Raw genomic sequence first — 24679 nt, 5'->3', positions numbered from 1 at the left:
GGACCTGCGCCGGTCCGCGGTCGGCGCCCCTGCGGCTACGGGGTGGCCGCCGCCGCGAAGGCGCCGCGGGCGAGGCGGTGCAGCAGGGCGGCCGTGGCCGTGCGGTCCGGGAGGGCCTCGGGGCGGGTCAGGTGCGGGGTGGAGTTCAGCAGGCCGAACACGGCGTGGACGGTGACCCGGGCCTCGTTCTCCGCGAGGGCCGGGTAGAGGGCGCGTACGGCGTCGACCCAGACCTCCACGTACTGCCGCTGGAGCTGGCGGACGCGCTTGCGGTCGGTGTCGCGCAGGCGGTCCAGCTCGCGGTCGTGGAGGGTGATCAGCGGGCGGTCGTCCAGGGCGAAGTCGATGTGTCCCTCGATGAGGGCGTCCAGGAGCGCGTCCGGGGAGCCGTCCCCGGAGGCGCCGTCCTCGGCGACGCGCAGCCTGCCGCCGGCCAGCAGGCGCTCGCTGATGCCGACGAGCAGCTCGGCGAGCATCGCGTCCTTGCCGGGGAAGTGGCGGTAGAGACCGGGGCCGCTGATGCCCACGGCGGCCCCTATCTCGTCGACCCCGACACCGTGGAAGCCGCGCTCGGCGAAGAGGCGGGCCGCCTCCCTGAGGATCTGCTCGCGGCGGGTGGGTGCCGCGACGCGGGCGGCGGCATGGGTGCTCATGAGGATTCATTCTAGACAGGCGGGTTAGCGCTCGTTAACCTGAGCGTCCACGCGTTAACGCTCATTAACTCCCGTTCATCTCATCCGATCACTGCGGTACGGGCAAGGGGGCTCGACAGGATGCAGCAGGCACCGGTCCTGGTGAGTGCGGCCGATCCCGCCTCGGAGGCCTGGCAGGCCAACGAGGCGGCGCATCACGCGCTCGCCGAGGAGCTGCGCACGCGGCTCGCCACGGCACGGCTCGGCGGGGGTGAGAAGGCCCGCGCCCGGCATGTGGCGCGCGGCAAGCTGCTGCCCCGCGAGCGGGTGGACAGCCTGCTCGACCCCGGCTCGCCCTTCCTGGAGCTGGCGCCGCTCGCCGCCGAGGGCCTGTACGGGGGCGCGGCACCGGCCGCCGGGGTGATCGCGGGGATCGGCCGGGTCAGCGGCCGGGAGTGCGTGATCGTCGCCAACGACGCGACCGTCAAGGGCGGCACGTACTACCCGATGACGGTGAAGAAGCACCTCCGCGCCCAGGAGGTGGCGCTGGAGAACCGGCTGCCGTGCCTCTACCTGGTGGACTCGGGGGGCGCGTTCCTCCCGATGCAGGACGAGGTCTTCCCGGACCGCGAGCACTTCGGGCGGATCTTCTACAACCAGGCCCGGATGTCCGGGGCGGGCATCCCGCAGATCGCGGCGGTGCTGGGCTCCTGCACGGCGGGCGGGGCGTACGTCCCGGCGATGAGCGACGAGGCCGTCATCGTCCGGAACCAGGGCACGATCTTCCTGGGCGGCCCGCCGCTGGTGAAGGCGGCCACCGGTGAGGTCGTGACGGCGGAGGAGCTGGGCGGCGGCGAGGTGCACGCGCGCACCTCGGGCGTCACCGACCACCTCGCCGAGGACGACGCGCACGCGCTGCGGATCGTGCGGAACATCGTCGCGACCCTCCCGGAGCGCGGCCCGCTCCCCTGGTCGGTGGAGCCCGCCGAGGAGCCGAAGGCCGATCCGGCCGGGCTGTACGGCGCGGTGCCCGTCGACTCGCGCACGCCCTACGACGTGCGGGAGGTCATCGCCCGGGTGGTGGACGGTTCGCGGTTCGCCGAGTTCAAGGCGGAGTACGGCCAGACGCTGATCACCGGCTTCGCCCGCATCCACGGCCACCCCGTCGGCATCGTCGCCAACAACGGCATCCTGTTCTCGGAGTCCGCCCAGAAGGGCGCCCACTTCATCGAGCTGTGCGACCAGCGCGGCATCCCGCTGGTGTTCCTCCAGAACATCTCCGGCTTCATGGTGGGCCGGGACTACGAGGCCGGCGGCATCGCCAAGCACGGCGCCAAGATGGTGACGGCCGTGGCGTGCACGCGGGTGCCGAAGCTGACGGTCGTCGTCGGCGGCTCCTACGGCGCGGGGAACTACTCCATGTGCGGCCGGGCCTATTCGCCGCGGTTCCTGTGGATGTGGCCGAACGCCAAGATCTCGGTGATGGGCGGCGAGCAGGCCGCCTCCGTGCTGGCGACCGTCAAGCGGGACCAGATCGAGGGCCGCGGCGAGGAGTGGCCGGCCGCGGAGGAGGAGGCCTTCAAGGATCCGGTCCGCGCACAGTACGAACAGCAGGGCAACGCGTACTACGCCACCGCCCGGCTGTGGGACGACGGTGTGATCGACCCGACCGAGACCCGGCAGGTGCTGGGGCTCGCCCTGACCGCGTGTGCCAACGCCCCGCTGGGTGAGCCCGGCTTCGGCGTCTTCCGGATGTGATGTGAGGACTTCCATGTTCAGCACTGTTCTGGTCGCCAACCGCGGCGAGATCGCGGTCCGGGTCATCCGGACGCTGCGCGAGCTCGGGGTGCGGTCGGTGGCCGTCTTCAGCGACGCCGACGCGGACGCCCGGCACGTCCGGGAGGCGGACACGGCGGTACGCATCGGGCCCGCCCCCGCCGCAGAGAGCTATCTGTCGGTGGAGCGGCTGCTGGACGCCGCCCGGCGCACCGGCGCGGAGGCCGTCCATCCGGGATACGGATTCCTCGCGGAGAACGCGGGCTTCGCGCAGGCGTGCGCGGAGGCGGGGCTGGTCTTCATCGGCCCGCCCGCCCCGGCGATCTCGCTGATGGGCGACAAGATCCGCGCCAAGGAGACCGTCGCCGCGGCGGGGGTCCCGGTGGTGCCCGGCTCCTCGGGGAGCGGGCTCACCGACGCCCAGCTGGGCGCGGCGGCACGGGAGATCGGGATGCCGGTCCTCCTGAAGCCGTCGGCGGGCGGCGGCGGCAAGGGCATGCGGCTGGTGCGCGAGGAGGCGCTGCTGGCCGACGAGATCGCGGCGGCCCGGCGTGAGGCGCGTGCCTCCTTCGGTGACGACACGCTCCTGGTGGAGCGGTGGATCGACCGGCCGCGCCACATCGAGATCCAGGTCCTGGCCGACGCACACGGCACCGTGGTCCACCTCGGCGAGCGGGAGTGCTCGCTCCAGCGGCGCCACCAGAAGATCATCGAGGAGGCCCCCTCGGTCCTGCTCGACGAGCGGACCCGGGCCGCGATGGGCGAGGCGGCCGTGCAGGCGGCGCGGTCCTGCGGGTACGTCGGCGCGGGGACGGTGGAGTTCATCGTCCCGGGCAACGACCCCTCCTCGTACTACTTCATGGAGATGAACACCCGCCTCCAGGTCGAGCACCCGGTCACCGAGCTGGTCACCGGTCTCGACCTGGTCGCGTGGCAGCTGCGGGTCGCCTCGGGCGACCGGCTGCCGTACGCACAGGACGACATCACCCTCACCGGGCACGCCGTCGAGGCCCGGCTCTGCGCGGAGGACCCGGCGCGCGGCTTCCTGCCGTCCGGCGGCACGGTGCTGGCCCTGCACGAGCCGCAGGGCGGCGGGCTGCGGACGGACTCCGGGCTCAGCGAGGGCGTGCCGGTCGGCAGCACCTACGACCCGATGCTCTCGAAGGTCATCGCGTACGGCCCGGACCGCCCCACGGCGCTGCGCAGGCTCCGCGCAGCGCTGGCGGACACGGTGGTGCTGGGCGTGCCGACGAACGCGGGCTTCCTGCGGCGGCTGCTGGCGCACCCGGCGGTGGCCGCGGGCGACCTGGACACCGGCCTGGTGGAGCGGGAGGCGGACGGTCTGGTGCCGGTCGGGGTGCCGGAGGAGGTGTACGCGGTGGCGGCACTGCTGCGGCAGCGGGCTCCCGCACCCATCGCGGGCTGGGTCGATCCGTTCTCGGTGCCGAGCGGCTGGCGGCTGGGCGGCACGCCCGCGGAGACCTTCCACCACTTCCGGGTGCCGGGGCACGACCCGGTGCGGGTGGGCGTCCGTGCGGGCACCGGGGGCTCGGCCGGGCTGACGTTCGGCCACGCCGGGGACCGGGAGGAGCCGGCGGACGCCTGCGGGCCGGTGCCGCCGCTGCCCGGCGCCGAGCGGGCCCGGCTCGTCGAGGAGTCCGGGGCCCGGGTCGTCGTCGAGCTCGACGGCCTGACCCACGCGTTCAGCCGGGCCTCGTCGGCGGACGGGGTCTGGCTCGGACGGGACGGCGACACCTGGCACGTCCAGGACCACGATCCGGTGGAGGCGGCGCTCGGCGGCGCCGGCCGTTCCGGCGCGGACACGCTCGCCGCGCCGATGCCCGGCACCGTCACGGTGGTGAAGGTCGCGGTCGGGGACGAGGTCGCGGCGGGCCAGAGCCTGCTGGTCGTCGAGGCGATGAAGATGGAGCACGTCATCTCCGCCCCGCACGCCGGCACCGTCACCGAGCTGGACGTCACCGCGGGCGCCACGGTCGCCATGGACCAGATCCTGGCCGTGGTGGCCCCGAAGGAGGAGTCGTGACCGGCACCGCACTGCCCATGACGGTGCCCGCACCGGGTCTCCCGGACCGGGTCCGCATCCACGAGGTCGGCGCACGCGACGGACTGCAGAACGAGAAGACCGTCGTACCGACCGAGGTGAAGGCGGAGTTCGTCCGCCGGCTGGCGGAGGCGGGGCTCTCCACGATCGAGGCGACCAGCTTCGTGCACCCCGAGTGGGTGCCCCAGCTCGCGGACGCGGAGCGGCTGTTCCCGATGCTCGGCGAGGTCGCCGACGTCGGGGACGTGGCCCTCCCCGTCCTCGTGCCGAACGAACGCGGTCTGGACCGGGCGCTCGCGCTCGGCGCCCGCCGGATCGCCGTCTTCGGCTCGGCCACCGAGACGTTCGCCGCGCGCAACCTCAACCGCACGGTGGCCGGTTCGCTGGCCATGTTCGAGCCGGTGGTGGCCCGCGCCAAGGACGCCGGGCTGCACGTGCGCGGCTATCTGTCGATGTGTTTCGGCGACCCGTGGGAGGGCGCCGTGCCCGTCGCCCAGGTCGTCCGGGTCGCGCGGGGCCTGAGGGACCTCGGCTGCGACGAGCTCTCCCTCGGCGACACGATCGGCGTGGCCACACCGGGCCATGTGGGAGAGCTGCTCCGCGGGCTGAACGACGCGGGGGTGGACACCGGCGTCCTCGGGGTGCACTTCCACGACACGTACGGCCAGGCGCTCTCCAACACCCTGGCCGCGCTCCAGCACGGCGTGACGACGGTGGACGCGTCGGCGGGCGGCCTCGGCGGCTGCCCGTACGCGAAGAGCGCGACCGGCAATCTCGCCACCGAGGATCTCGTGTGGATGCTCGACGGCCTCGGTGTGCACACCGGGGTCGATCTCGGCGCACTCACCGCCACGAGCCTGTGGATGGCCGAACAGCTGGGCCGCCCGAGCCCGTCCCGTACCGTCCGCGCGCTGTCCCACAAGGAGTGAAGGACCCCATGCCTCTCGATCACCGGCTGACCGCCGAACACGAGGAACTGCGCCGCACCGTCGAGGAGTTCGCACACGATGTGATCGCCCCGAAGATCGGCGACCTCTACGAGCGCCACGAGTTCCCCTACGAGATCGTGCGGGAGATGGGCCGGATGGGCCTGTTCGGGCTGCCGTTCCCGGAGGAGTACGGCGGCATGGGCGGCGACTACCTGGCCCTCGGGATCGCCCTGGAGGAGCTGGCCCGGGTCGACTCCTCGGTGGCGATCACGCTGGAGGCCGGTGTCTCGCTCGGCGCCATGCCGGTCCACCGGTTCGGGACCGAGGAGCAGAAGCGGCGGTGGCTGCCGAGGCTCTGCGCGGGCGAGGCGCTGGGCGCGTTCGGGCTGACGGAGCCGGACGGCGGTTCGGACGCCGGCGGCACGCGGACGACGGCGGTGCTGGACGAGGCGGCCGGCGAGTGGGTCATCAACGGGTCGAAGTGCTTCATCACCAACTCCGGTACGGACATCACGGAGCTGGTGACGGTGACCGCGGTCACCGGCCGCAAGGAGAACGGCGCCCCGCGCATCTCCGCGATCATCGTGCCGTCCGGCACCCCCGGCTTCACGGTGGCCGCCCCGTACTCCAAGGTCGGGTGGAACTCCTCGGACACCCGTGAGCTGTCCTTCTCCGACGTCCGCGTCCCGGCGGCGAACCTGCTCGGCGAGGAGGGCCGCGGGTACGCGCAGTTCCTGCGGATCCTGGACGAGGGCCGGATCGCCATCTCGGCGCTGTCGACGGGCCTGGCCCAGGGCTGCGTCGACGAGTCGCTGAAGTACGCGAGGGAGCGGCACGCATTCGGGAAGCCGATCGGCGCCAACCAGGCCATCCAGTTCAAGATCGCGGACATGGAGACCCGGGCGCACATGGCCCGGATCGGCTGGCGGGACGCGGCCTCGCGGCTCGTGGCGGGCGAGCCGTTCAAGAAGGAGGCGGCCATCGCGAAGCTGTACTCCTCGACGGTGGCGGTGGACAACGCCCGTGACGCGACGCAGATCCACGGCGGGTACGGCTTCATGAACGAGTACCCGGTGGCCCGGATGTGGCGGGACTCCAAGATCCTGGAGATCGGCGAGGGCACCAGCGAGGTCCAGCGGATGCTCATCGCCCGGGAACTGGGCATGGACGCCTGACGGCCGGCCGCACCGCACGGTGCGGGACCGCCGGCCCGGCCGGCACGGTCACGACACCGCGAGAGCCGTCCTCCCCACGCGGGGAGGGCGGCTCTCGCCGTGTGCCGGGCACGGCTCGGACGGCCCGCGGCGGCGTACGGAAGCGGACGCACCCCGGCCCTCCCCTCGGTGACGTGCGGGTTCCGGTGGCGGGGCGCGTGGCGGAAAGCGCACAGCGACGGGCCGCGGCCGACGGCCGGCGGCGGCCGGACCGGGCTGGTGGGCGGCGGCCGAACCAGACCGTATCCATTTCAACCAAACCGCACAGTCGGTTACGCACGTCAGGTCACGGACCGCACACCGTCCGCTCCGGCAGGCGTGCGCTCCGCGCACACCGTCCGGGGCCCGGGAGCCGGCGTCCGCCCCGTCCGACGACGGCCGCCGGGCCCGCGCCACGACGGCGCGAGGACCGGGCGCCGCCCCGCCGCAGAGCGTCCCGCACCGGATGATCCGCAGGTGGGCGCCTGTTCGGCCGCCCGCCACGGGCACCGGACCGGGCCTTACGGCGACGGGCCGGAGCGCCCCGCCGAGCCCCGAACCGCCCCCCTTCACCGACGGAAGCCCCGTACGCGCACCGGGGGAGGTCTCCGCCACTCTGGCCGGAACCGCCTGCGGACCGGCCGGGGAACCGACCATCTGCGCACAGCTCGGCATGGCCGGTTTCCGGATCGTCGGGACGAGGGCGACCGGGGGTCACCCCTGCCTTTGTCGCCACCGGTGCACGGTGCGCCTCCGCCCCCGGCGGCACGGACGAGGGGCGGCCGGACGGGCGGCGGACGGGCACGGCGGGCGGCCCGAACGGGCGACGACCGGAGGCCGCGGACGACCCGAACGGGCAACGGGCGGGGCGCCGGGCGAGGGCCCCCGGGCCGTCGAACAGACGAAGCCGAAGAAGTGCATAAGCCGCATTCCACGCGCACCTCACCCCTTCGAGGAGATTCCTGCCCGATATCGGGCAGATTTCTTGCGTAACGACGCCGGTCCCCGCACTATCGACGAGTGCTCGAACACCGCCCCGCGCATGACGACCTCATCGATCACCTCGTACGCTCCACCGCGCTCCAACGCGGCGAGGCGGCCCGGGTGATCCTCGACGTGCTGGCGTACTTCGACGAGACGACCGAGGACTTCGTCCGCCGCCGCCACCGCGAACTGCAGTCGGGCGGCCTGGTGAACACGGAGATCTTCGAGCGGATCGCGGCCGAACTGCCGCACCGCGCGGTGGCGCCGCAGGAGCTCTCGCTCCGCCAGCTGCGCCGCATCGTCTACGGCTGAGCGGGACGGCCGGGCACCGGACTTGTGTACGTCGATGGAGGGGCAGAATCCATGTGCGGGATCGTCGGTTACATCGGGAAGCGTGACGTGGCTCCGCTGCTGCTGGAGGGCTTGCAGCGGCTGGAGTACCGGGGTTACGACTCCGCGGGCATCGTCATCACCGGCAAGGCGCCGGCCGGAAAGCCGGGCGCCCTGAAGATGGTCAAGGCCAAGGGCCGGGTCCGCGAGCTGGAGGCCCGGGTGCCCAAGCGCTTCGCGGGCACCACGGGCATCGCCCACACCCGCTGGGCCACCCACGGCGCCCCGAGCGACGAGAACGCGCACCCGCACCTGGACGCGGACGCCAAGGTCGCCGTCGTCCACAACGGCATCATCGACAACGCCTCCGAGATCCGCGCGAAGCTGGTCGCCGACGGGGTCGAGTTCCTCTCCGAGACCGACACCGAGGTCCTCGTCCACCTGATCGCCCGTGCGCAGGCGCTCACGCTGGAGGAGAAGGTCCGCGAGGCGCTGAAGTCCGTCGAGGGCACGTACGGCATCGCCGTCCTGCACGCCGACTTCAACGACCGCATCGTCGTCGCCCGCAACGGCTCCCCCGTCGTGCTCGGCATCGGCGAGAAGGAGATGTTCGTCGCCTCCGACGTGGCCGCCCTGGTGGCGCACACCCGGCAGATCGTCACCCTCGACGACGGCGAGATGGCCACCCTGAAGGCCGACGACTTCCGCACCTACACCACCGAGGGCTCGACCACGACGGCCACGCCCACGACCGTGGAGTGGGAGGCCGAGTCCTACGACATGGGCGGCCACGACACGTACATGCACAAGGAGATCTCCGAGCAGGCCGACGCCGTGGACCGCGTGCTGCGCGGCCGCATCGACGACCGCTTCTCGACGGTGCACCTGGGCGGTCTGAACCTGGACGCCCGCGAGGCCCGCGGGGTCCGCCGGATCAAGATCCTGGGCTGCGGCACGTCGTACCACGCGGGCATGATCGGCGCCGGGCTCATCGAGGAGCTCGCCCGCATCCCCGCGGACGCGGAGCCCGCCTCCGAGTTCCGCTACCGCAACCCGGTGGTGGACCCCGACACCCTGTACGTCGCCGTCTCGCAGTCCGGCGAGACCTACGACGTGCTGGCGGCGGTGCAGGAGCTCAAGCGCAAGGGCGCCCGCGTCCTGGGCGTCGTGAACGTCGTCGGCTCGGCGATCGCCCGCGAGGCGGACGGCGGCATGTACGTCCACGCCGGCCCCGAGGTCTGCGTCGTCTCCACCAAGTGCTTCACCAACACCGTCGTCGCCTTCGCGCTGCTCGCCCTGCACCTGGGCCGCATCCGCGACCTGTCGGTCTCCGACGGCAAGCGGATCATCGAGGGCCTGCGCAGGCTGCCCGAGCAGATCAGCCGGATCCTGGAGTCCGAGGACGAGATCAAGAAGCTCGCCGAGGAGTACGCGGGCGCCCAGTCGATGATGTTCATCGGCCGCGTCCGGGGCTACCCCGTCGCCCTGGAGGCCTCCCTGAAGCTCAAGGAGATCTCCTACATCCACGCCGAGGCCTACCCGGCCTCCGAGCTCAAGCACGGCCCGCTCGCGCTCATCGAGCCCGCGCTCCCGACCGTCGCGATCGTCCCGGACGACGACCTCCTGGAGAAGAACCGCGCGGCGCTGGAGGAGATCAAGGCCCGCAGCGGCCGCATCCTCGCCGTCGCCCACCGCGAGCAGGAGAAGGCCGACCACACGATCGTCGTCCCGAAGAACGAGGACGAGCTGGACCCGATCCTCATGGGCATCCCGCTGCAGCTCCTCGCCTACCACACGGCGCTCGCCATGGGCCGTGACATCGACAAGCCGCGCAACCTGGCGAAGTCCGTCACCGTCGAGTAGCGGGCGGGCGTCCGTCCGCCGCGGGACGGCACCGCGAAGGCCCCTGACGCTCCGTCAGGGGCCTTCGCGGGCTCAGGGGATGACGATGACCGGGCGCTGCGCCCGACGCGCCAGGCGGCCGGCCACGGACCCGAAGATCCGGCCGACGATGCCGTGCGTGGAACCGACGACGATCGCGTCGGCCGAATACTCCCGGCCGACCTCCTCCAGCTCGTGGCAGATGTCCCCGCCGCGCTCCACGAGGACCCAGGGCACCTCGGTGAGGTAGTCCGCGCAGGCCAGCTCCAGGCCGAGGACCTCGGTGCGGTGGTCGGGCACGTCGACGAACACCGGGGGCTCGCAGCCCGCCCAGACCGTGGTCGGCAGCCGGTTGGCCACATGGACGATGATCAGGCCGGAGCCGTGCCGGTGCGCCATGCCGATGGCGTACGCGAGGGCGCGCTCGCTGGACGTGGAGCCGTCGAAGCCGACGACGACGCCGTGCCGGAAGGCGGGATCGCAGGAAGGGCGCGACTCTCCGACCGTCTGCGGTTCCGACCCGGGGTCGGCTACCTGCTTGCGGTCTGCGGGTTCAGGGATTTCGTGACCGGCCATCGGTGTCTCGGCGAAGAGAGTCCTCGTGAGGAGGGAGCGGTTGGGAGGTGTGCCTGCGAGCGGTGGAGCGGTGTCCGGGAACCATCTTCCCGAGCCCCTACCCCCAAGAGTACGGCGCCATTCCTCCACGGGCCCGGCCCTCGCACGGCGCACACGGCGCGCACGGCGCTGGAGGGAGCATGCCGGAGACCGCCCCGGTATGGCAATGCCGCTTGCGTCGTACATCCAGCTGGTGAAGTCTGCGACGCGTTCGCGTCACACCCGTCGGCCGGCCCTCCCCGCCTTCCCGTCGCAGAACGGCCGAATGCGCCACCACCCCTCCGGCCCGGGGCGTCACACCCCGCCATCGCGCAACTGCGCATCGTCGACCCTCGGGGTCCGGGCGGCCCCGAGAGGCCCCTGAGGCGCACGGATGCTCCTGAGGGCAGGGGGCGTACGCCGGTCTCATGACTGGAATGCGCGCACGCAACCATCGGTTTTCAGCCAACTTCATCCTCACCCCGTTCCCTTGCCGCCACCGGGTCCGGCCCGCGTGCCAGCAGGAAGGAATAGACCGCGCGGTACGCTTTGACCCCACGGGGACGCGCCATGATCACGATGCGCACTTCCCTGAGGGGCTCACGAGTGAAACGCTTCGTGAGCGAACGCTTCGCGCCAAGTTGCCTTGTCGACATAGTGCCGGTGGGGGAACGTGTCACGTCGGCGTCACGGAACGCAGTAGATTCGATCATGAGTCGAGGACTGGGACCCGTACGAGACCGAGGGGAAACGTGCAGGAGCGACAGGCCCGTAGGGACCAGGAAGACGCGAACACCGAGGGGGGCTTAGCGTCATGAGCCAGGACTCCGCCACCGCAACGGAGGCCGCCCGGAAACTGACCGGACGGCGACGCCGGGAAGTCGTAGCCGTACTGCTGTTCAGCGGCGGCCCTATCTTCGAGAGCTCCATTCCGCTCTCGGTTTTCGGGATCGACCGGCAGGACGCGGGCGTTCCGCGCTACCGCCTGCTGGTCTGCGGGGGCGAGGAAGGACCGCTGCGCACCACCGGCGGGCTCGAACTCAGCGCACCGTACGGCCTGGAGGCGATCAGCAGGGCCGGCACCGTCGTGGTGCCCGCCTGGCGGTCCATCACCTCCCCGCCGCCCGCAGAGGCACTGGACGCGCTGCGCCGCGCCCATGAGGAGGGTGCCCGCATCGTCGGCCTCTGCACGGGGGCCTTCGTCCTCGCCGCGGCCGGCCTGCTGGACGGCCGCCCGGCCACCACGCACTGGATGTACGCACCGACGCTGGCCAAGCGCTATCCGTCGGTGCACGTCGATCCGCGTGAGCTGTTCGTCGACGACGGCGACGTGCTCACCTCGGCCGGGACGGCGGCCGGAATCGATCTGTGCCTCCACATAGTCCGTACCGACCACGGCACCGAGGCGGCGGGGGCACTGGCCCGCAGGCTCGTCGTACCGCCGCGGCGCAGTGGCGGTCAGGAGCGCTACCTCGACAGATCTTTACCGGAGGAGATCGGCTCCGACCCGCTCGCGGAGGTCGTGGCCTGGGCGCTGGAGCACCTCCACGAGCAGTTCGACGTGGAGACGCTGGCCGCGCGCGCGTACATGAGCCGGCGGACCTTCGACCGCAGGTTCCGCTCGCTCACGGGCAGCGCGCCGCTCCAGTGGCTCATCACCCAGCGCGTGCTCCAGGCGCAGCGGCTGCTGGAGACGTCCGACTACTCGGTGGACGAGGTCGCGGGCCGCTGCGGCTTCCGCTCGCCGGTCGCGCTGCGCGGGCACTTCCGCCGCCAGCTGGGCTCCTCCCCCGCCGCGTACCGGGCCGCCTACCGGGCGCGCCGTCCGCAGGGCGGTGTGCTGGAGAGCGTCACCGCGGCGATCGACACGTCGGTGCCCCTCCAGGGCACGGCATCGGGTCGGCGCCCCGCGGCGGCCTCCCCGGGCCCGGTCCCGGTCGCCGCGGCGACCGGTCCGGGCGGTGTCGCGGAGCGCGTGGGAGCGGTTTCCGAGGCGTACGTTCCCGGTCGCCCGGCCCTGCCGGGACAGCGCAGCGCCCCGTAGGGTGGAGTCCATGAACGATCGCATGGTGTGGATCGACTGCGAGATGACCGGGCTCTCGCTGACGGACGACGCACTCATCGAGGTGGCCGCGCTGGTCACCGACTCGGAACTGAACGTGCTCGGTGAAGGGGTGGACATCGTGATCCGCCCGCCGGACGCGGCCCTGGAGACCATGCCCGAGGTGGTGCGGCAGATGCACACCGCCTCGGGCCTCCTCGACGAGCTGGCCGGGGGCACGACCCTGGCCGACGCCGAGGAGCGGGTCCTGGCCTACATCCGCGAACACGTGAAGGAGCCGGGCAAGGCCCCGCTCTGCGGGAACTCGGTCGGTACCGACCGGGGCTTCCTGGCGCGGGACATGGCGTCGCTGGAGGGCTACCTCCACTACCGGATCGTCGATGTGTCCTCGGTCAAGGAGCTCTCGCGCCGCTGGTACCCGAGGGCGTACTTCAACAGCCCGGAGAAGAACGGCAACCACCGGGCGCTGGCCGACATCCGTGACTCGATCACGGAGCTGCGCTACTACCGGGACGCGGTCTTCGTGCCGCAGCCCGGCCCGGACTCCGCCAGCGCCAAGGAGATCGCGGCGCGCCACACGGCTGCCGCCGGACAGCAGTAGAAGACCGCTGGTCACGGGCGCTTCGGGGCCCGTGCACCCGACCCGAAGAACACGGGCGCGAGCACCCGCTCGGACCCTGTACACTTTTTCTCGGCCGGTCGGTGAAACGACCGGGCGACATGGTGGGTATAGCTCAGCTGGCAGAGCACCTGGTTGTGGTCCAGGATGTCGCGGGTTCAAGTCCCGTTACTCACCCTTGATGATCAAGGCCCGACCTGCGAAAACAGGTCGGGCCTTCGTCGTGTCCGAACGTCTGGGAACACGAGCGGAACACCACGGACCTGACCCGCGAGGGCGTCGTCGGCGGGCGTCCGGGCGTGGGCGAGCCGCGCGGACCGCGCAGCCGCCACTGCGGCCATCGGCGCCACCGGCGAGGACGTCCGGGGGTACGGCCCGGGGCTGGGGAGGGACGGGATCGAGCAGGTCCGGGCGGAGTGCGCCACCCCTCGGGCATCCCGGTGCGGACCGGTTCGGGCCGACCGTGACGGACCGGCGGCAGCAGGTCCGGCTCCCCGACCGGCACGCGGTGATCGAGCCCGTCCGGCGGTAGCGGTGACGCGGGCACAGCTGCCGCTGGGCCGCCGCGCCCTGTACCGCCCCTCGTCGGCCGGGGAGCCCGAACCACCCGTCTCGGCAGGGGTGTTCGGGTCCGCCGTTCACCCGTGGCCGGCGTCCGGGTCGTCGGGGCCGTCCGTGGCCGTCTCCGGTTTCGTGTGGAGGATCTCGCGGGCCTGTTCCGCGGCCCGGGTCGTGCTCTCGTTGATGAAGTCGAGGAAGCGGGCGACGTTCTCCAGGCGGACGGCCGCCGGGGTGCCGGGGCCGAGCACGCCGACGCCCTGCCGTGCGGTCTCCACGACCTGGACGAGGGCCTGGGCGCTGGAGATCGTCGCCTGGTACCAGATGTCGTCGTCGACGACGTACCGCTCGCGGCGCCGCTCGTCGCGCTCCCTGCGGACGAGGCCCTGGCTCTCCAGGAAGGCGATGGCCTTGGACACGGACGCCGGGCTGACCTGGAGGCGCTGGACCAGCTCGGAGGCGGTGAGACTGCCCGAGTCGGTGAGGTAGAGGCAGGCCATCACCCGGGCCATCATGCGGGGCGTGCCCGACGCCATGATGACGGTGGTGAAGACCTCTTCGTACGCCTTCACCGCCTCGGCGTCCCGTCCGTGCGGCTGCGGGAAGGCCTCCGCACCCCGGGGTGCGGCGCGCCTGCGGCGGTGGGCGCGCTGCTCGGTGGCGCGGTGCGCGAGGTCGGCGCGGTAGGAGGCGGGGCCGCCGTTGCGCATCACCTCGCGTGTGACCGTCGAGGTCGGGCGGTCCAGGCGTCGGGCGATCTCCGCGTAGGCGAGGCCGTCGCCCAGTCCCAGCGCGATCTGCTGACGTTCCTGCTGACTGAGTCGGCCTCCCGGCATCGCGGTCTCCCCTTCGTGCGGTCCGTGGTGCCCCCACCCTAGCGATCACCTTCATTCCGTTGCAACGAAGAGCGCCGGTGTTGTTGCATCTAGCTCTGCCTCGTTGCAACGAGCAATCCGCATTCACCTGCAATGAAGCTCTCCATACGCAACAAGCGTGTCGCCTATTCCGCGAACGCAACGTAGCGTTTTTTGCATCCGAAACATACCCTCACGGGACTCGTCCGGCTCGTCGCCGGCCCGGAGCGCGAGGTGCGCGCCCGCGGTCTCGTCGAGTTCGTGCACCGGGCCCCGGGCGCTGCCCGCCCGCGCCGCGACTGGACACGAGGAGCCGCCGCCCGTGGTGGCGCAGCGCCCCGCGCTCGCTCCCGCGGCCGTCGACGCCGCGCCGATACGCCTCCCGCCGCGCTCTGCGCTCGCCGTGCCGCCGAGCCCCGGTCACCACCGGTCGTACCAGGGTTCGCACCGGACTTGCCCTTGACGTCGACGTCAACTTCTACGCTTCGGGAGCCGGCCGTCCACGCCGGTGAACCGACCATGACGGAGCAGGACCTCATGAGCACTGACGACACCACCCCCGACGGCCTCGTCCCCGCCGCCGTCCTCGCCTCGGCCACACCGGTCGCGGTCTACGGATACGCCCGGGCCAGGGCGGGCGAGGAGAGCCGGATGCTGGGCGCGATAGAGGCGATCATCGGCCTCACCCGCGCGGAGGACGGATGCGAGCAGTACGTGGTGCACACCACGCCGGACCAGCCGGGCGCCTTCGCCTTCTACGAGCGCTGGTCCTCCGGCGCCCACCTGCTGGCGCACCTCTCGCAGCCGTTCATGCAGACGTACTTCGCCGCCGTCGCGGACCTGGTCGAAGGAGAGCTGGAGGCCCACTGGCTGCACCCTCTCTCCTGACCGCCCCCCCTGCCCGCCGGCCCCGCACGGCCCCGCCCGACCGGTCGTGTCCGGCACGCGCAGGCCGCGCCGGACGCGGCCTGCGGGCAGCGGTACGGCTGCCGGCAGGTCCTCGCCGCGGGCCACCCGTCGCCCAGCAGACCGGCCGGCATGACGGGCCGTATGCCGGGCACCCGCTTCCATGGCCCTGCCGCGCAGTCCCCCGACGCGGCAGGGCCGCTGCGCGAGCTCAGTGGGCCGTCTCCACCCCGCCTCCGGCGCGACGCGCTCCGCGCACGTCGAGCTGGGCGATGACGAGGGCGTGGAAACGGTCCACCGCCTCGTCGACACTGCGGATGAAACCGGTCTCCGCGCTGCCGCGTCCGGTGCCCATCCCCTTGAACAGGGAGAGGCGGAAACCCGCGATCTCCCCGCCGTCCTTGGGGAGGAGGTCGCCGGGCTCGGGGCGCAGGCGCTCCAGGGTGCCGCGCGGGCCCGCCCCGTCGCCTTCGAGGAGCGTCTCGATGTGCAGGTCGGCGGGCGCGGAGGAGAGCTGCCGGATCAGCCGTTTGGCCCGGCTCAGCGGATAGCCCTGCCCGGAGGCCGGCACCTCGATCGACGTGCGCAGCTTGCCCGTGCGCAGGTCCGCGGCGAGGGCCAGGTTCCCGGACGTCCCCTCGATGCGGAGCTCGGCGTCCAGCCTCCCCCGGGTGCAGAGCCGGTCGGCGAGAGCGGCGCGGCGGGCGCGGGGGTCGGTCCCTCGTCTGGTCCGCTGCACGGGAAGGACCTTGTGTCCGAGCTCGCCGCCGAGCCGCAGGCACACCTGCCGCACGAGACGTTCCCAGCTCTCGATGACCTCGGTGGCCCGCGGGTCGCCCTGGCAGAGCGTCTCGTCGTCGATCCCCCTGCGGACGGGCACCCACGCGGAGCCCATGTTCTGGAATCCGTGGCAGCCCGAGTGCTCGTGCTGGAGGTAGTGCAGGAGTTCCTGGAGCAGCCACGCGTGGGTGGCGCTGCCCACGCCCTCGTGCCGGATCAGCATCTGGGCCTGGTGGGCGACCTCGGCCCACGAGAGGTGCCAGAGCGCGACCTTGTGCTTGCGCCGGCCGTCGATCCGGACGTCGACGAGGGGGCTGCCTTCGAGGGCGACGTCGTTGGACAGGGTGATCACGGCCTCGTAGCCGCGCCGGGCGGCGATGTCCATGTACGCCTGCACCTGGTCGGGCTTGAGGGCGTTGCCGTTGGTCTTCGTCTCGACCAGGGCGGTCCAGAGTTTGCCCGCGCGCTCGACCCGGATCACCCCGTCCGGCCGGCGGGGGGATTCGCCGTGCGGCAGGGACACCTCGGTGAACGTCTCCATCCGCCCGGCGGGCGCGCCGAATCCGGCCGTGAGCCGCCGGCCGAACTCGGGGACCTGGGTCATCACCGACAGCAGCACGGATGTCGCACGGGTCTCGCGTTCGCGGTCGTTCCGGAGCGCGGAGAGGGGGAACAGGCGGGCCGTGCGCCAGGAGTCGTTCTCCGCCAGCGACTTCTTCGCGGTCCTCGGGAGGGTGACCTTCTTGCGGGCGGTGCGCGGCCGGGTGCGCCTCTTCGGCTCGGGGGGCGGCGGTGCGCAGTCCCCGCCCGCTCCCGGGGTCCGCTGGGCCGGGACGACCGGCTCCCGGACCGCGCCCTGCGGTGCCTGCCGTGCGGACTCGTCCCCCGGCACGCCCTCCTCGGGCTCCTCCTCGTCGTCGATGTCGACGCCGAAGTCCCTGGCCAGTCCGCCCAGGCCGGAGGCGTACCCCTGTCCGACGGCACGGAACCTCCACGCGCCGGCGCGGCGGTAGAGCTCTCCGAAGATGAAGGCGCTCACGGCGCCCGCGTCCTCGACGGAGAACTGGACGAGGTGGTCGCCCGAGCTGTCCGCCAGTCTCAGGCGGAGGTCGTTCAGATCCCCGAAACTGGATCCGCCGTAACGGCTCGCGGCCACCACGATCCGCCCGACCTCCGGGGGCACCGCGTCGAGATCGAACCCGATCCGGTCCTCGTCGCCGTCGGCCGTGGGGCTCTTCCCCAGCAACTGGACGCTGCCGTCGCCGGCGACCGGGTTGTTGTAGAAGCAGAAGTCGGAGTCGCTGCGGACCTTGCCGTCGCCGTCGAGCAGCAGGACGGAGACGTCCGCGTCGCCCTCGCCGGTCGGGCTGCTCCACCCGAGGCTCATCACCACGGACCCGACGTCGTCGCTGAGCGCGGCCAGCCCGACGTTCTCCCCTTTGACCATGTTCTGCATGCAGCCCCCCAGACGCGCTGCCGCACCGGTGCGCACGCGCGGCAGATCACTCCATGGCGTCATGCGGTGCGTCACCCATGCGCCGAATTCCGGGAACCCTATCGGCCGGGCGGGCGCAGTGTGGAGGAGTTGTGAAAAATCAGCCTGCCCGGTGAACACGCGCCACAGCGCACCGCCGCACGCCCCCCGCGCGGCGCGGGCGCCCCGGCTCAGGAGGACTCGCGGACCACCAGCTCCGTGGGCAGCACGATCCTCGGGCGCTCCTGCGCGCCGTCGCCCGTCGCACGGTTCGCGATCTCCTGGAGCAGTACACGGGTCATCGTGCGGCCCATCTCCTCGATCGGCTGGCGCACGCTGGTGAGGGGCGGGTCCATGTGGCGGGCGACCGCGGAGTCGTCGAAGCCGATCAGGGCCACGTCGTCCGGGATGCGCCGGCCGGACTCGCGCAGGACGTGGCGGGCGCCCGCCGCCATCACGTCCGAGGCGGCGAAGACCGCGTCCACGTCGGGGCGGCGTTCCAGCAGTTCACGCATCGCGCGGGCCCCGCCCTCCTCGCTGAAGTCGGCGGGGGCGATCAGCCGTTCGTCCGGGTCGAGGCCGGCGGCGGCGACGGCCTTGCGGTAGCCGTCCAGGCGCCGCTGGGCCCCGTAGACGTCGAGGCGGCCGGTGATCGTGGCGATGGTGCGGCGGCCCCGGGCGATGAAGTGGTCGACGGCCGCGCGGGCGCCCTCGAAGTTGTCGGAGTCCACGGAGGGCAGCGTCTCCGCCGCGTGCCTGCGGCCGCTGATCACGGCGGGCATGCCGAGCTGTTCGAGCAGGTCGGGCAGCGGGTCGTCCGCGTGGACGGAGACCAGGAGGACGCCGTCGACCCGGTGCGCGGTCAGGTACTGGGCCAGCCGGCGGCGCTCGCGGTCGTTGCCCGCGAGGGTGAGCAGCAGCTGCATCTCGGTGTCGGCGAGGGCGGCCCCGACGCCGCGCACGATGTCGGAGAAGTACGGCTCGGCGAAGAACCGGGTCTCCGACTCGGGCACCACGAGGGCGATCGCGTCGGTGCGGTTGCCGGCCAGCGCGCGGGCCGCGCGGTTGGGCACGTACCCCAGCTCGGCGACGGCCGCTTCGACGGCCTCCCGGGTCTGGGCGCTGACCCGGGGCGAGCCGTTGATGACGCGCGAGGCCGTGCCCCGGCCCACGCCGGCCCGGGCCGCTACCTCTTCGAGCGTGGGCCGCCCGCCACTCCGTACTCGCGCTGCCGCCATGGCTGCCTCCCGTTCGCGGTCAATTTCTCACAGCGGGATGGGCAAACCAAGTCCCGCCGTCCGATCCCCCGGTGCTGGTCAGGACCGGCGGTCCGGGGCGGCGCCACCCTTTTGGGAGCGCTCCCAAGCGTACGGGGCGGGGTCGGCGGCGGGCAGGCGGGGCCGGGCGCGCACGGACAGCGGGACCCGGCGGTGTGCCGGGTCCCGCTGGGTGTCCGCGTGCCGTCCGGGGTCAGACGGTGCCGGCCGGGGGCAGAGCGTGACGGCGGATCACGTCGGCGTACCAGTGGGCGCTCGCCTTGGGGATGCGGCGCTGCGTGGCGTAGTCGACGTACACGGCGCCGAAGCGCTTCGCATAGCCGTAGGCCCACTCGAAGTTGTCCATCAGCGACCAGAGGAAGTAGCCGCGGACGTCAGCGCCGTCGGCGACGGCACGCTGCACGGCGTCGAGGTGGCCGTGCAGGTAGGCGATGCGCTCGGGGTCCTCCACGGTGCCCTCGGGCGAGACGTGGTCGTCGAACGCCGCGCCGTTCTCGGTGACCATGAGCGGCAGTCCGGGGTGGTCCCGGTGGGTGTCCATGAGGAGGTGGTAGAGCCCGTCGGGGTCGATCGACCAGTCCATCGCGGTGCGCTCCTTCCCCTCGGCGAGGTGGAAGGCGACGTGCTCGGAACCGGGCCACGGGGAGTGGTCGCTGGTGCCGTGGGCGTCGCTGCGCGCGTAGTCGGCCCCCTGCACCGGGGTGGAGACCAGCGTCGGCGTGTAGTAGTTGATGCCGAGGGCGTCGACCGGACGGGAGATGGTGGCGAGGTCGCCGTCCTTGACCAGCTTCGACCAGTCCACCAGGTGCGAGGTGTCGGTGATCAGGTCCTCGGGGTACTCCCCCCGCAGCATCGGGCCGGTGAAGACGCGGTTGCCGACCGCGTCGATGCGGCGGGCGGCGTCCGCGTCGGCCTCGCTGCCGGTGAGCGGGCGGACCTGGTGGAGGTTGAGGGTGACCGAGGTCTGCGCGGCGGCGGGGAGGCGGTCGCGCAGCACCTCGATCGCCCGGCCGTGGGCGAGGTTGAGGTGGTGGGCCGCCCGCAGCGCCGCCGCGGGCTCGGTGCGGCCGGGTGCGTGCACGCCGGAGCCGTAACCGAGATAGGCCGAGCACCAGGGCTCGTTGAGGGTGGTCCACATGCCGACGCGGTCGCCGAGGGCGCCGGACACGATCGCGGCGTAGTCGGCGAAGCGGTCGGCGGTGACGCGCTCGGGCCAGCCGCCGGCGTTCTCCAGCTCCTGGGGCAGGTCCCAGTGGTAGAGGGTGGCGACCGGCATGATGCCGGCGTCCAGCAGCTCGTCGACGAGCTTGCGGTAGAAGTCCAGGCCGCGCTCGACGGCCGGGCCGCGGCCGGTGGGCTGGACCCGTGACCAGGAGACGGAGAAGCGGTACGCCTTGAGGCCGAGCCGCTTCATGAGGGCGACGTCGTCGCGGTAGCGGTGGTAGTGGTCGGCGGCGATGTCACCGGTGTCGCCGTTGCGGACCTTGCCGGGCGTCCGGCTGAAGGTGTCCCAGATGGACGGTGTGCGGCCGTCCTCGGCGGCGGCGCCCTCGACCTGGTAGGAGGCGGTCGCCGCGCCCCAGACGAAGCCCGTGGGGAACGGCGTCCCGGGAGCCTGCTGGGGGGTGGTGTCGGGTCGTACGGCAGTCATGCGGGAGCGCTCCCAGGGGTGGAGGGACAGGGACGGTACGTGTGGGGGCCCCGGATCCGTACGGCCCGTGGTCAGGTACGGGCCGTACGGATCGGGGCCGGACCGGGGGCGGAGCGGCGGGCCGGCTCCGGGATCGGACCGGAACGCCGGGGGCGGACACGGCCGCGGACCGTGGTCAGCCCTTGACGGCGCCGGACATGATCCCCCCGACGATCTGCTTGCCGAAGATCACGAAGACGACGAGCAGCGGCAGGGTGCTGATCAGCGCACCGGCCATGACGATGCTCTGGTCCGGGACGTAGGACGCGCTCAGCTGGCCGAGGGCCACCTGGAGCGTGGGGTCCTGCTGGTTCAGTGCGAGGTAGGGCCAGAAGAAGTCGTTCCACGCCTGGACGAAGGTGAGCATGCCGAGCACCATCATCGCCGGTCGGGCGACCGGCAGCACGACGCTCCACACGATGCGGAGGTTGTTCGCCCCGTCCATCCGGCCCGCCTCGATGAGCTCGTAGGGCAGCGCCTCCAGGAGGTACTGGCGCATGAAGAACACACCGAACGCGCTCACCAGGGTCGGGAAGATCACCGACTCCAGCTGACCGCCCCAGCCGATGTCCGACATCATCATGAACAGCGGGACGACGCTGAGCTGCGGGGGGATGGTCAGCGTGGCGATGACCGCGGTCATCAGCGCGCCGCGGCCCCTGAAGCGCATCTTGGCGAAGGCGTAACCGGCCAGGGTGCAGAAGAGCAGGGTCGCCGCGGTGATGCTGGCGGACACGATGACCGTGTTGACGATCGCCTTGCCGAGGTTGGCCTGCTCCCAGGCCGCCTGGAGGTTGTTGAGGAGGTTGCCGCCCGGGAGGAGGGGCGGCGGGGTGTCCAGCACCTCGTCCTGGGTGCGGGAGGCGGTGACGAGCGTCCAGTACAGCGGGAACAGCGAGCCGATGCCGACGACGGCGAGCGCGACGTAGGCGAAGGGGCCCGCGTGGTGCTGGCGGCCGGCTCCGGGCTTGAAGCGGCGCCGGCCGGGACGCACGTCGCGGACGGCGGGCCCCGGGACGCGGTGCCGGTCCGGAGCGGTGGCGGTGCTGGTGGTGGTGGTCATGGATATCGCTCCCGGTCAGGCCGCGGTCTTGCGCACGAGGCGCCCGACGAGCCAGTTGATCGCGGCAATGAGCAGCAGCAGGACGAGCATCGCCCAGGCGACCGCGGCGGCCGGACCGAGGTGTCCGAGGTTCCAGCCGTAGTTGTAGAGGTAGATGCTGAGGGTCTCGTACTGGTGCTCGGTGCCGCCCTGGGCTCCGATCTGGCCGCCTTCGAGCAGGAGGGGCTCACCGAAGAGCTGCATCGATCCGATGGTCGAGATGACGATCGTGAAGAGGATCGTCGGCCGGAGCGCCGGGATCGTCACGTTGCGGAACTGCTGCCAGCGCGAGGCCCCGTCGAGCGAGGCCGCCTCGTAGAGGTCGGAGGGGACCGCCTGCATCGCGGCGAGGTAGATCAGCGTGTTGTAGCCGGTCCAGCGCCAGATCACGATGACGGCGATGGCGATGTTGGACGACCAGTGGCCGTTGGCCCAGTTCGTCCCGCCGCCGCCGAAGAAGCCGAGGACCCAGTTCAGCAGGCCGCCGTCGGCCCGGAAGACCAGGGCGAAGACGAGGGCGGCGGAGGCCACCGAGGTGGCGTACGGCGTGAGGATGACGGTGCGCCAGAAGGTGCTGGCCCGCAGCTTGTAGTTCAGCAGGTGGGCGAGGCCCAGCGCGATCATCAGCTGCGGCACGGTCGAGATGACGCCGATGACGAAGGTGTTGGTCACCGCGGTCCAGAACTCCGCGTCCTGGAGGATGTTGCCGAAGTTCTCCCAGCCGACCCATTCCATCTGGTCGAGGTTGGTCATCTCCACCCGGTGGAGGGCGATCCAGCCGGTGTAGACGAGCGGGTAGAGCCCGAAGGCCCCGAAGACGAGGAAGAACGGCGCGATGTAGGCGTACGGCGACGCCTTGTCGTCGAAGCGCCAGAGCCGGCTGCGCCACGCCTGGCGGCCGGGGGTCATGGGCTTCGGGGCGCGCCGGCCGGGGCGGGTGCCCGGTGCGCCCCGGGTGGGGGTGGTGGTGGCCACAGGTGGGAGTCCTTCCCTGGGGTGTGCCGACACCGCAGGGGCGGGCCGGATCCCGGTCCGGGTCCGGCGGAGGTGTCGGAGAGGTGCACGGTGCCGGTCGCGGGACCGGCACCGGTGCGGGCCGGCCGGGACGCGTGGAAGCCGTCCCGGGGCCCGCACCGGAGAGGATCAGCCGATCACCTTGTCGATGGCCTCGGTCGCCGCCTTCCAGGCGTCGTCCGGCTTGGTGCCGCGCTGCTCCATGTTGTTGATCTGCGTGGAGATGGTGTCCTTGATGACGCCGTCCTTCGGGCCGAGCACCGCCGCGGGGATGACCTGGGCCTCCTCGGCGTAGATCTCACCGATCGGGGCGTTGTTGAAGTACTCCAGCTCGGCGGTCTTCACCTCGGGGAGGTCGTAGGCGCCCTTGTTGGACGGGAAGAGGCCGGCCGCCTTGAACACGGCGGCCTGCTGCTCGGGCGCGGTCAGCCACTTGACGAGCTCACCGGCCTCCTTGACGTGCTTGCCCTTGGCGGGCACGGAGAGGAAGGAACCGCCCCAGTTGGCCGCGGTCTGCCCGGGGGTGCGGGCGATGTCCCACTTGCCCTTGAACTCGTCACCGGCGTAGGTGGAGATCTGCGCCGCCATCCACGCGGGGCAGGCCACCGTCGCGATGCTGCCCTTGCGCAGGGCCGCCTGCCACGGCGGGCTGAACTGGGCCAGGCCCTGGGTCAGCTTCTTGTCGACCGCCTCGGTGGCGAGCTTCCAGCCCGCCTTGACGCCGGCGCTCTCCTTGTAGATCGCGTCGCCGTCCTTGGAGTAGTACTGCTCCGAGTCGGAGCTGACCACGCCGTTGTACATGGCGCTGGCGGAGTCCATGAAGAAACTGCCCGCGGGGGCCTTCTTCTTGTACTCCTCACCGAGGGCGAGGTAGTCCTCCCAGCCGCCGGCGAGCTTCTCGGCGACCTCGGCGCGGTCGGCCGGCAGACCGGCCTGCTCGAACAGGTCACGCCGGTAGCAGATCGACATGGGGCCGATGTCGGTGCCGGCGCCGATCACCTTGCCGTCGTCGGTGCTCGCCTGCAGCGCCTTCCAGTTCACCCACTGGCCGGGGTCGATCACCTTGGAGAGGTCGGTGAAGGCGTCCGCCTTGGTGTCGACGAGCTCCTTCACCCGGCCGACCTCGATGCCCTGCACGTCGGCCAGCCCGCTGCCGGTGTTGAGCTGCTGGAGGAACTTGGGGTAGTAGACCTTCTCCTCGGCGGTGACGTTCTCCTTGACCGTGATGTTCGGGTGGAGCTCGTGGTACTTCGCGAAGAGCCCCGCCTCCTTGTAGCCGAACTGGCCGAAGTCGGCCACGGTCAGGGTGATGTTCCCGTCGGCGTCGGCCTCGCCGGAGTCCGAGCCCGAGTCGCCGCAGCCGGTCAGCAGCAGGGCGGCGGCCGTGAGGCCCGTGGTGGCGATGACGGCGGTTCTGCGGCTTCGACCTGCGACGGTGCGGGTGATGCGCATTCCACTACTCCTTGTTCCGGGGTGGGACTGGCGTTCGATCTGCTCGGTCTGCGCGCGGGTGTCGCGCACACCGGTGGTACGGAGAGGCCATGGGCGGTGCCGACCCCGTACGAGCGAAAAACCTCGTTCGATATGGGAGCGCTCCCATGCGCTGATGCCGGAAGGTTGCTGCCTCAAGGGGGTGGGTGTCAAGAGTTGAAGACGCTTCTGTTGCCCGAGCGTGTCCTGCAAGTCACGGGACCGTGTCCGGCCGAGGGCTTGCCTTTGTTTCCCCGTCCTGCATGCGCCCTGCGGTGCCACGTCAATGTCCGCAGCTCACAGCCGTGTTGGGCGCGAAACGGCCGATGCGGACCCGGCCGGGAGCGGTTCGGGGCGCGGGCCTCCGGGGCCGGGGCGGCCCGGGCCCCTGCGGCACCTCCGCCCGGGAGGTGCCCGCCGGAAGATGAACGGGCCGGGGGGTCGCGGAGGGGCGGAGGGGGGCCATGGGGCGTTCGCGTGTTCTTTCCCCGA

General features: G+C 72.1%; 18 protein-coding genes and 1 tRNA gene. 10 read left to right on the top strand and 9 right to left on the bottom strand.

The features are described from left to right. Positions 1–35 precede the first annotated feature (35 nt). Positions 36–653 carry a TetR/AcrR family transcriptional regulator gene (locus tag ABZ172_RS23600; protein ID WP_356886102.1) on the bottom strand — a complete coding sequence of 206 codons (618 nt, stop codon included), beginning with the start codon at positions 651–653 and terminating at the stop codon, positions 36–38. Positions 654–773: 120 nt separating this feature from the next. Between ABZ172_RS23600 and ABZ172_RS23595 the strand changes: the two genes are divergently transcribed. The 6 genes from ABZ172_RS23595 (at position 774) to glmS (ending at position 9769) form a co-directional block, all read left to right on the top strand. After that, positions 774–2390 (top strand): carboxyl transferase domain-containing protein, encoded by a 1617-nt coding sequence (locus ABZ172_RS23595; RefSeq protein ID WP_356886100.1) that lies wholly within the window; start codon positions 774–776, stop codon positions 2388–2390. Between the two features lie 13 nt (positions 2391–2403). Then, entirely contained in the window at positions 2404–4452 is a 2049-nt protein-coding gene (locus ABZ172_RS23590) for a biotin carboxylase N-terminal domain-containing protein (protein WP_356886099.1), read from the top strand. A gap of 17 nt (positions 4453–4469) precedes the next feature. Beyond that, a complete protein-coding gene (locus tag ABZ172_RS23585) occupies positions 4470–5399 on the top strand; it encodes a hydroxymethylglutaryl-CoA lyase (protein ID WP_356886179.1) in 930 nt (309 codons plus the stop codon). An 8-nt stretch (positions 5400–5407) separates the two neighbouring features. Next, complete coding sequence (locus ABZ172_RS23580; protein ID WP_356886097.1) at positions 5408–6574, top strand: acyl-CoA dehydrogenase family protein; 1167 nt, start codon at positions 5408–5410, stop codon at positions 6572–6574. A 1038-nt stretch (positions 6575–7612) separates the two neighbouring features. Continuing rightward, positions 7613–7888 (top strand): hypothetical protein, encoded by a 276-nt coding sequence (locus tag ABZ172_RS23575; RefSeq protein WP_356886095.1) that lies wholly within the window; start codon positions 7613–7615, stop codon positions 7886–7888. A 51-nt stretch (positions 7889–7939) separates the two neighbouring features. After that, positions 7940–9769, top strand: coding sequence for a glutamine--fructose-6-phosphate transaminase (isomerizing) (gene glmS, locus ABZ172_RS23570; RefSeq protein WP_356886094.1), 1830 nt, complete (start codon positions 7940–7942; stop codon positions 9767–9769). Between the two features lie 72 nt (positions 9770–9841). Here glmS and ABZ172_RS23565 read toward each other — a convergent pair whose 3' ends face one another. Further along, positions 9842–10363, bottom strand: a complete 522-nt coding sequence (locus ABZ172_RS23565; protein ID WP_356886093.1) for a universal stress protein — start codon at positions 10361–10363, stop codon at positions 9842–9844. Between the two features lie 832 nt (positions 10364–11195). On the opposite strand from ABZ172_RS23565, the gene ABZ172_RS23560 reads away from it, so the two are divergent. The 3 genes from ABZ172_RS23560 (at position 11196) to ABZ172_RS23550 (ending at position 13239) form a co-directional block, all read left to right on the top strand. After that, positions 11196–12425 (top strand): helix-turn-helix domain-containing protein, encoded by a 1230-nt coding sequence (locus ABZ172_RS23560; RefSeq protein WP_356886091.1) that lies wholly within the window; start codon positions 11196–11198, stop codon positions 12423–12425. Positions 12426–12435: 10 nt separating this feature from the next. Beyond that, a complete protein-coding gene (gene orn, locus ABZ172_RS23555; protein ID WP_356886090.1) occupies positions 12436–13044 on the top strand; it encodes an oligoribonuclease in 609 nt (202 codons plus the stop codon). A 122-nt stretch (positions 13045–13166) separates the two neighbouring features. Then, positions 13167–13239: transfer RNA gene (locus tag ABZ172_RS23550), tRNA-His, on the top strand. 461 nt (positions 13240–13700) lie between these two features. Here ABZ172_RS23550 and ABZ172_RS23545 read toward each other — a convergent pair. Then, entirely contained in the window at positions 13701–14456 is a 756-nt protein-coding gene (locus ABZ172_RS23545; protein WP_356886088.1) for a helix-turn-helix domain-containing protein, read from the bottom strand. 555 nt (positions 14457–15011) lie between these two features. Between ABZ172_RS23545 and ABZ172_RS23540 the strand changes: the two genes are divergently transcribed. Next, positions 15012–15362, top strand: a complete 351-nt coding sequence (locus ABZ172_RS23540) for a putative quinol monooxygenase (RefSeq protein ID WP_356886086.1) — start codon at positions 15012–15014, stop codon at positions 15360–15362. Positions 15363–15591: 229 nt separating this feature from the next. Here ABZ172_RS23540 and ABZ172_RS23535 read toward each other — a convergent pair whose 3' ends face one another. The 6 genes from ABZ172_RS23535 to ABZ172_RS23510 all read right to left on the bottom strand — a co-directional run bounded on the left by ABZ172_RS23535 (position 15592) and on the right by ABZ172_RS23510 (position 24169). Continuing rightward, positions 15592–17616: a TerD family protein gene (locus tag ABZ172_RS23535; protein ID WP_356886177.1), complete on the bottom strand. Its 2025-nt coding sequence runs from the start codon at positions 17614–17616 to the stop codon at positions 15592–15594. A 209-nt stretch (positions 17617–17825) separates the two neighbouring features. Next, positions 17826–18872, bottom strand: coding sequence for a LacI family DNA-binding transcriptional regulator (locus ABZ172_RS23530; RefSeq protein ID WP_356886084.1), 1047 nt, complete (start codon positions 18870–18872; stop codon positions 17826–17828). Positions 18873–19104: 232 nt separating this feature from the next. Continuing rightward, positions 19105–20562 (bottom strand): GH1 family beta-glucosidase, encoded by a 1458-nt coding sequence (locus tag ABZ172_RS23525; RefSeq protein ID WP_356886082.1) that lies wholly within the window; start codon positions 20560–20562, stop codon positions 19105–19107. 175 nt (positions 20563–20737) lie between these two features. Next, a complete protein-coding gene (locus ABZ172_RS23520) occupies positions 20738–21664 on the bottom strand; it encodes a carbohydrate ABC transporter permease (protein WP_356886080.1) in 927 nt (308 codons plus the stop codon). A gap of 15 nt (positions 21665–21679) precedes the next feature. After that, positions 21680–22612 carry a sugar ABC transporter permease gene (locus ABZ172_RS23515; RefSeq protein WP_356886175.1) on the bottom strand — a complete coding sequence of 311 codons (933 nt, stop codon included), beginning with the start codon at positions 22610–22612 and terminating at the stop codon, positions 21680–21682. A gap of 234 nt (positions 22613–22846) precedes the next feature. Beyond that, on the bottom strand, positions 22847–24169 hold the full coding sequence (locus tag ABZ172_RS23510; RefSeq protein WP_356886078.1) for an ABC transporter substrate-binding protein: 1323 nt from the start codon (positions 24167–24169) through the stop codon (positions 22847–22849). Positions 24170–24679 lie beyond the last annotated feature (510 nt).

This window comes from Streptomyces sp. NPDC006296 (assembly GCF_040613235.1).
Lineage (GTDB): Bacteria > Actinomycetota > Actinomycetes > Streptomycetales > Streptomycetaceae > Streptomyces.
Note: the sequence above shows the minus strand (reverse complement) of the source record. Positions and strands in the feature narration are given on the sequence as shown.